The organism is uncultured Shewanella sp. (genome assembly GCF_947497935.1).
In the GTDB taxonomy this organism is placed as follows: domain Bacteria; phylum Pseudomonadota; class Gammaproteobacteria; order Enterobacterales; family Shewanellaceae; genus Shewanella.
Window position 1 is genome coordinate 19,727 of the sequence record NZ_CANMIO010000032.1, and the last position, 7,481, is coordinate 27,207.

Consider the following 7,481-nt stretch of genomic DNA (forward strand, 5'->3'; position numbering starts at 1 on the left):
CACTAAGGACTGCCCAGTAGATGACGCTATTAAAACGCATTCTTGCACCTTTAGCATTAACCCTCTTTTCATGCTCTGCCGCGGCATCCCCTTCAGACTCAGAAGTCGAAGCGCTAAAAGCAGAATTTATAAAAACCCAAAGTGACAAAGGCTTTAATGCCAGTGAAACATCAAAGTTTATTGCTAACGCCGAGTACAATCAGGCTGTTATCGACGCTATGACTAAGCCTTGGGAAGCTAAACCTTGGCATCAGTATTATCCAATATTCTTAACCGAAAAGCGGCTAGATGCAGGTCTTGCCTTCTGGAAAGAGCACGCAAAAACTATTGAACGAGCATCAAAAGAGTTTAACGTCGACCCACAGATCATCGTGGCGATTATCGGCATCGAAACTTTTTATGGTGGTTACATGGGCAATTATCCTGTTAAAGATGCGCTCTATACTTTAGGTTTCCATTACCCACCACGCGCCACCTTTTTTAGAAGTGAATTCGCAAATCTTCAGTCGCTCGTCAAAGAGGAGCACTTAGATATCAATAGCCTTAAAGGCTCCTACGCGGGCGCAATGGGCTTTGGTCAATTTATCCCATCAAGCTACCGCCATTACGCGGTTGATTTTGATAATGACGGCAGTCGCGATCTGCTAAATAGCACCACAGATGCCATTGGCAGTGTGGCTAACTATTTTCATCAGCATGGTTGGCAAAAAAACCAGCCAGTAACGCTGCAATTAACCTTGAATAAAGACTTACCTGATACAGTCAAGACCTGGTCTGGCGAGAAACTGCATTATCAGGTTGCCGATATCCTAGCGCCAAATGTCTCACTCGCTCAGTCAATGGATCTCGACGTGTCGCAACCTGCTCTTGTGGTTAAACTTGAACAAGCCGATCATGATGAGTATTGGCTAGGCCTTAAAAACTTTTATGTTATAACCCGTTACAACCGCAGCCCTCTGTATGCCATGGCCGTGTACCAGTTTAGTCAGGAATTAAAGAAAGCCTATGCCACGCAATAATACCCTCGCCATCTTGCTTTTAACTGTCACCCTAGCTGCATGTTCTAGTGGTGGTCGCTACGAACTAGATGACGACAAAGCGCCGACTTCTGCCCCTGACGTAACCAAAGTCGAAGATGCTCATCCCAAATATGAGCCCTATAGTCGTGGCGGCAATAAAAAGAATTACACGGTATTAGGCAAAAGCTATCAGGTAATGGATACCGGCGAAGGTTATGCCGATAAGGGCATAGCCTCGTGGTATGGGGCTAAGTTTCATGGCCATCTAACCTCTAACGGCGAAACCTACGACATGTACTCCATGTCTGCAGCCCATAAGACACTGCCGCTACCTAGTTACGTGAAGGTCACCAACCTCAAGAATAACAAGACTGTTATCGTTCGCGTAAATGACAGAGGCCCTTTTCATGCCGATAGAATTATCGACCTCTCTTACGCAGCGGCTCACCGCTTAGACATGCTTAAAACGGGTACTGCAAATGTCAGTTTAGAAGTCATTTATATTGCCGATCCCGAGTCTACCGCTCTTGCCGAACTAAAAGGCACTGAGCTGCACTATATCCAGGTTGTAGCCTCGTCTAGCAAAGAACGCTTAGACAGCCTAGCGAGTACTTTAGAGCAAAAGTATCAGGTAAAAAGCCGAGTACAGAGTGCAAATAATCTCTACAGACTGCAGCTCGGTCCAATCGGCCAACAGCAGCTTGCAACTAAGCTAACCGAGAAGCTGAAACAAGAGGGTTACCCTCAAAGTTATCTGCTGACAGAATGAAACAAGATTAATGAACCAACGCTGAATTCCCTTGTCGACTAATGTTATACTCGTGGGAATTACACTTTCTTCATACATCAACTTATTAAGACGTGCATTATTAATATGAATTTATTGAACAAACCTTTAAAAACACTTTTGTTCGCGACTTCAGTCGCCGCATTATCAGCACAAGCGGCCCCCGTCGTTACTCCAAATGCACCAACAGTTGCCGCTAAAGCCTATGTGCTGATGGATTACAACACTGGACAAATCATTGCAGAGGAAAATGCTTACGAAAGCTTAAACCCTGCAAGCTTGACCAAGATGATGACCAGCTATGTTATTGGTCACGAAATTAAAGTAGGCAATATTACACCGTCTGATGAAGTGACAATCAGCAAAAAAGCCTGGTCGAAAAATTTCCCAGATTCTTCTAAGATGTTTATTGAAGTGGGCAAAAAAGTCACAGTTGAAGATCTTAACAAGGGTATTATCATTCAATCGGGCAACGATGCCTGTGTTGCTATGGCTGAGCACATTGCTGGTACTGAAGATGGCTTTGTTGACCTGATGAACTCTTGGGCTAAGCAACTTGGTATGCAAGATAGCTACTTTGAAAACAGCCACGGTCTAGACTCAGACAATCACAAAAGTACAGCCTACGATATGGCAATTCTAGGCGCTGCGATTATTCGCGATGTACCTGATGAGTACGCAGTATACAAAGAGAAATCTTTTACCTACAACGGGATCAAGCAGTACAACCGTAATGGTCTTTTATGGGATAAGAGCCTAAGCGTAGACGGCATTAAAACCGGTCATACATCTGGTGCAGGCTTCAACTTAGTGACTTCTGCCACTAAAGACGGCATGCGTTTAATCTCTGTGGTAATGGGCACCAAGAGTGAAGCGGCGCGTAAGGCAGAAAGCAAAAAATTACTTAACTACGGCTTCCGTTTCTTCGAAACAGTGACACCATACAAAGCTGGTGACACATTCGTAACTCAAAAAATCTGGTATGGCGATCGTGAAACGATTGACTTAGGTGTGGTAACTGACACTCCTATCACCATTAGTCGCGGTCAAGCTAAAAACCTACAGGCGAACTTTGAGCTAACTAAAGAGCTTAATGCACCTATCGCTAAAGGCGAAACTGTAGGTCGTATCTACTTCCAACTAAACGGAAAAGATATCGCTCAGTTCCCACTTGTGACACTACAAGAAGTCAATGAAGGCAGCTGGTTTAGCCAACTACTAGATTACTTCAAGCAGATGTTTGCAGGCTGGTTTAGCTAAGCCAAACTAAGCATACTAAGAAGCCACCCTAGGGTGGCTTCTTGCGTTTTATACTTCAAGCAAGCCTATGCCACTTGAATAAGGTATAATTGCCACCATATCAGTGAATATTGAAATCTTTGAGAGTGAAACATGTTAGATACTAAATTTGATGAACTAATGGAATTCCCTGCTTCTTTTCCATTTAAAATTGTTGGTGATGCGAGTGATACATTAGCTGATCGTGTTGTCGCTGTGGCACAAAGCCTAGCTCCTGGTGATTATGCGCCAACAACTAAAGCTTCAAGCAAAGGCACTTACAACTCTGTGACCATACGTATAACCGTTACAAGTAAAGAGCATATCGAGAAACTTTATACTCAACTTGCTGCGATTGAAGGCGTTAAACGCGTACTATAAATATTAATCATTAATGATAAATGTGATCCGTATTACATTTATCATTTTGAAGCGTATAATAGCCCGCACAAATATTTGAGGGGAGAGGTTGCCCTTGTACGATAACGCTTTGCATATTCGTCATCTAGGTAGACAAGATTACGAATCAGTGTGGCACGCGATGCAGCACTACACAGATAATCGCGATGAGAACAGTCAAGATGAGATCTGGATTGTTGAACATACGCCAGTATTCACTCAAGGCCAAGCTGGTAAGAGTGAACACATACTAAACCCTGGCGATATTCCTGTTATTCAGGTAGACCGTGGAGGTCAAGTGACCTACCACGGCCCTGGGCAACTCGTCGTTTACCCTCTTCTCGATATTAAACGCCTAAAAGTGGGTGTGCGCCAACTCGTCACTCACATTGAACAGAGCATCATTAACATGCTCAAACGTTATCAGATTGAAGCTTATGCCAAAGCTGATGCGCCAGGTGTTTATGTTGAAGAACGTAAAATAGCATCACTCGGTCTTAGGATCCGTAAGGGATGCTCTTTCCACGGATTGGCCCTTAATGTCGATATGGATATGGCACCATTTCAGCGCATCAACCCTTGTGGTTACGCTGGCATGGAAATGATCCAATGCAAACAGCTCGGTGGACCACAAACTGTCGAAGAGGCAGGTGCCCAACTGATCGAAACCCTTAGCCAAGAACTCGGTTTAGATAAGCTAGTTCACCACCAAGGATTACCAGAGTCATATGAATAGGCCTGAAAGATTACAACCTGGCGTTAAACTAAGAGACGCAGACAAGGTTTCCCGCATTCCAGTGAAAGTGGTGCCATCTGAACGTGACACCATGTTAAGAAAGCCAGACTGGCTTCGAGTTAAGCTGCCGGCTTCAAATCAGCGCATTACAGATATTAAGCAAGCCCTGCGTAAAAATGGCTTGCACTCGGTATGTGAAGAGGCATCTTGTCCAAACCTATCTGAATGCTTCAACCACGGTACAGCGACCTTTATGATTTTAGGTGCTATCTGTACTCGTCGTTGTCCATTTTGCGATGTGGCTCATGGGCGTCCACTTAAACCAGACGCCGAAGAACCGAAGAAGCTAGCTCAGACCATCAAAGATATGAAGCTTAAGTACGTTGTTATCACCTCGGTAGACCGAGATGATCTGCGTGACGGCGGCGCACAGCATTTTGCTGACTGTATTCGCGAAATTCGCTTACTCAACCCAGAAATAAAAATTGAAACCTTAGTACCTGATTTCCGTGGTCGTATTGATGCTGCACTAGAGATCTTAGCTACTGAGCCACCAGATGTGTTTAACCACAACTTGGAAACGGCACCAATGCATTACCGCAAGGCTCGTCCAGGTGCCAATTATCAATGGTCATTAGATCTACTGAAGAAGTTTAAAGAGCGCCACCCTAACATTCCGACCAAATCTGGTCTGATGATGGGTCTGGGTGAGAGTAACGAAGAAATTGCTCAGGTATTGCATGATCTACGCGCTCACAATGTAGAGATGCTAACCCTAGGGCAATACTTACAGCCTTCTAAATTCCACCTTCCTGTTGAGCGCTATGTCTCACCAGCAGAGTTTGATGAACTAAAAGAACTGGCTGAAAGTATCGGCTTTACCCATGCAGCCTGCGGCCCATTGGTTCGCTCTAGCTACCATGCAGACCTTCAAGCTCAAGGTAAAGAAGTTAAATAGCCTTTGATTAGCTTATTTCTAGCTGAAATAAAAATAGCGCCCTTTGGCGCTATTTTTATATCAGGTTCTAAATGAATTAGTCGACTTAGCCTTTAAAGTGGCAGTTGCATCAATATTGCGTCTTCGCTACCAGTTTCAGTCTTGTAGTAGCCTTTACGAACACCTGTTTCCACAAAGCCTAAAGCCTCATAAAGGGCTCTTGCCGCCGCGCCAGATTGGCGAACCTCTAACAGTAACACTTCTGCACCTTTCTCTTTTGCCTCGGCTATCACAGCGTTTAACAAGGCCTTACCGTGACCTTTACCCTGATAGTTGGGAGCAACACAGATATCCATCAAGGTCGCATCTTCAAATATTTGATGCAAAATAGCGAAACCGCAAAGTAGTTCATTATCAAAAGAACCAAAGCAGGTATACAAATCACCAAAGCAGCTTTTAATCGTAGCCTCACTCATCGGGTGAGAATGCGCTGTAGCAGCAATAGCAGCCATTTGAGACGACATATCCTCATTCAGCAGACTCAGTGTCATTAAGCCTCCTTGCTAAGCATATAAGCTTGCATATTAGCCCATAGTGCTCTCTTTGCATCAACACTGCTTTCTAGCTCGTTAATCGGGGCTGAAACCAATCGTTCATCACTAGCAACCGATTGCTTACCACGCATATCCCAAATCACTTTGGCTCCTTCCTCAGCTCTAACCGCGAAACGACAATGATTAACATCAACGCCAATCAAATTGAGCACAATGCCAATAATTGGACTATCGACATCTTTGATCCGCAAAGGGTTAACCAGCACAGTCATTATATCCGCCTGTGGGATAGCCTTTTTCCAGCGGGTAATGCCCATGGCATCGAGATAAGCATTCTTTTCCATGACGACTCAGTTTAAAGAGGAGTAAATACAATATAGCGCTAGCATAACAGTTAGCTCGCACAGATATAAAATGATTTGGGTGATTAAGATTAAACGCTTAAGCCTAATAAAAATCATCAACTAGCGATAGAATCGTAAATTGCAGATACGAAAAAGCCGAGCTAATGCTCGGCTTTTTCTAAATTTGGCAGGGGTGGGGAGATTCGAACTCACAACATCCGGTTTTGGAGACCGGCGCTCTACCAATTGGAGCTACACCCCTGTCGACGAAACGGATTATGCTTAATCGTCCCCAAAAGGTAAAGCTTTTTTTATAAAATGCTTATCAACTGCAGGAATTTCGGCCAATTGAGAGTCTAACGCTAAAAAATGAGAATTGATAAACTGCAGATGCAAAAAAGCCGAGCTATTGCTCGGCTTTTTCTAAATTTGGCAGGGGTGGGGAGATTCGAACTCACAACATCCGGTTTTGGAGACCGGCGCTCTACCAATTGGAGCTACACCCCTGTCGATGAAAAGGATTTTGCTTAATATTGAGTAAAAGGTAAAGTACTTTTTTACTAATAACGACCGCCTGCAGGTTTTTCGAGCGCTTAGCGGGGATTTTGATCACCTGGTCGACTGAGGATGCCCAATAAACCGCACTCTGAGCACTGCTTGCTAATATTACCAGCTCAATAAAGGCGGCTCTACACTTACATTAAAGTAAAATTAATCAGACTTGCCTATGCGCGTTAACTATAAATAAGCAATTATTATAGTTACCTAGCCAGCCAGATTTCTCCGTCAGCATTAATATGATCACGTTACCGCTTAAGTGGCTCTATTTTGGGGACGGTAGCTATCAGTGTTCAAAATCCCCTAGCGCAAATCCTTTTCCACGCCATACATGGCATTTAAGGACTCTACAGGAATCCCCGTTACTCTTATCCTATAAGGCACATATGACCTTCTCACGGCTAAAATTTGAGTGCACTTGGAAATAACCTACGACCCACAGCAATGGGGGAAGTGTCTATTATGCACGACTGTATGGATATAGGAGGTAGAGTAACGCAGGAGCAGTTACCGAGGAGCATATAATCGACCTCGGTCCTCGCAGCGAACACATGGGGGCGAAGAGGCCCAGCTTTGGATGCAACGCATTCAAGGGCTTTGAAGCGCGAGTAGCTTGTTACGAAGCTCGAGGCAAGGCACATGGATGTGCCGAATGCCAGAAACGCATGGACGCAGTTTCTGGCCAAGCTCAGCGGCGGGCGAGCGCCAGGGACGGCGGAAGTGTCGATATTGTCTGGAACATTTATCGACCGACGTTGACTCTTTACCACTAAGAATGGCATTTATGCCTACTTAAGTGAAGCAGTCACCTTAACGGGTAGCTGTATTCTAGATAAGTTAGCGTTCAATATTTTACAAATGCCCAAACG

General features: G+C 44.4%; 8 protein-coding genes and 2 tRNA genes. 6 read left to right on the forward strand and 4 right to left on the reverse strand.

Annotation, left to right across the window (positions count from 1 at the left end):
• Positions 1-20 precede the first annotated feature (20 nt).
• The 6 genes from mltB to lipA all read left to right on the forward strand — a co-directional run bounded on the left by mltB (position 21) and on the right by lipA (position 5,177).
• On the forward strand, positions 21-1,019 hold the full coding sequence (gene mltB / locus Q1A86_RS20320) for a lytic murein transglycosylase B (protein WP_299811058.1): 999 nt from the start codon (positions 21-23) through the stop codon (positions 1,017-1,019).
• A complete protein-coding gene (locus tag Q1A86_RS20325; RefSeq protein ID WP_299811061.1) occupies positions 1,006-1,788 on the forward strand; it encodes a septal ring lytic transglycosylase RlpA family protein in 783 nt (260 codons plus the stop codon). Before mltB ends, Q1A86_RS20325 begins: the two co-directional genes overlap by 14 nt.
• A gap of 105 nt (positions 1,789-1,893) precedes the next feature.
• A complete protein-coding gene (locus tag Q1A86_RS20330) occupies positions 1,894-3,066 on the forward strand; it encodes a serine hydrolase (RefSeq protein ID WP_299811064.1) in 1,173 nt (390 codons plus the stop codon).
• 132 nt (positions 3,067-3,198) lie between these two features.
• On the forward strand, positions 3,199-3,465 hold the full coding sequence (gene ybeD / locus Q1A86_RS20335; RefSeq protein WP_012156372.1) for a DUF493 family protein YbeD: 267 nt from the start codon (positions 3,199-3,201) through the stop codon (positions 3,463-3,465).
• Between the two features lie 94 nt (positions 3,466-3,559).
• Complete coding sequence (lipB, locus tag Q1A86_RS20340; protein WP_299811067.1) at positions 3,560-4,219, forward strand: lipoyl(octanoyl) transferase LipB; 660 nt, start codon at positions 3,560-3,562, stop codon at positions 4,217-4,219.
• Complete coding sequence (gene lipA / locus Q1A86_RS20345) at positions 4,212-5,177, forward strand: lipoyl synthase (protein ID WP_299811070.1); 966 nt, start codon at positions 4,212-4,214, stop codon at positions 5,175-5,177. The genes lipB and lipA overlap by 8 nt, the downstream gene beginning before the upstream one ends.
• Before the next feature lie 92 nt (positions 5,178-5,269).
• On the opposite strand, the gene rimI is transcribed toward lipA, so the two are convergent.
• From rimI to Q1A86_RS20365, 4 genes are all read right to left on the reverse strand, one after another.
• Positions 5,270-5,707 (reverse strand): ribosomal protein S18-alanine N-acetyltransferase, encoded by a 438-nt coding sequence (gene rimI / locus Q1A86_RS20350; RefSeq protein ID WP_299811073.1) that lies wholly within the window; start codon positions 5,705-5,707, stop codon positions 5,270-5,272.
• Complete coding sequence (locus Q1A86_RS20355; protein ID WP_299811076.1) at positions 5,707-6,054, reverse strand: hypothetical protein; 348 nt, start codon at positions 6,052-6,054, stop codon at positions 5,707-5,709. The genes rimI and Q1A86_RS20355 overlap by 1 nt, the downstream gene beginning before the upstream one ends.
• 185 nt (positions 6,055-6,239) lie before the next feature.
• A tRNA-Trp gene (locus Q1A86_RS20360) sits at positions 6,240-6,316 on the reverse strand.
• A 168-nt stretch (positions 6,317-6,484) separates the two neighbouring features.
• A tRNA-Trp gene (locus Q1A86_RS20365) sits at positions 6,485-6,561 on the reverse strand.
• Positions 6,562-7,481 lie beyond the last annotated feature (920 nt).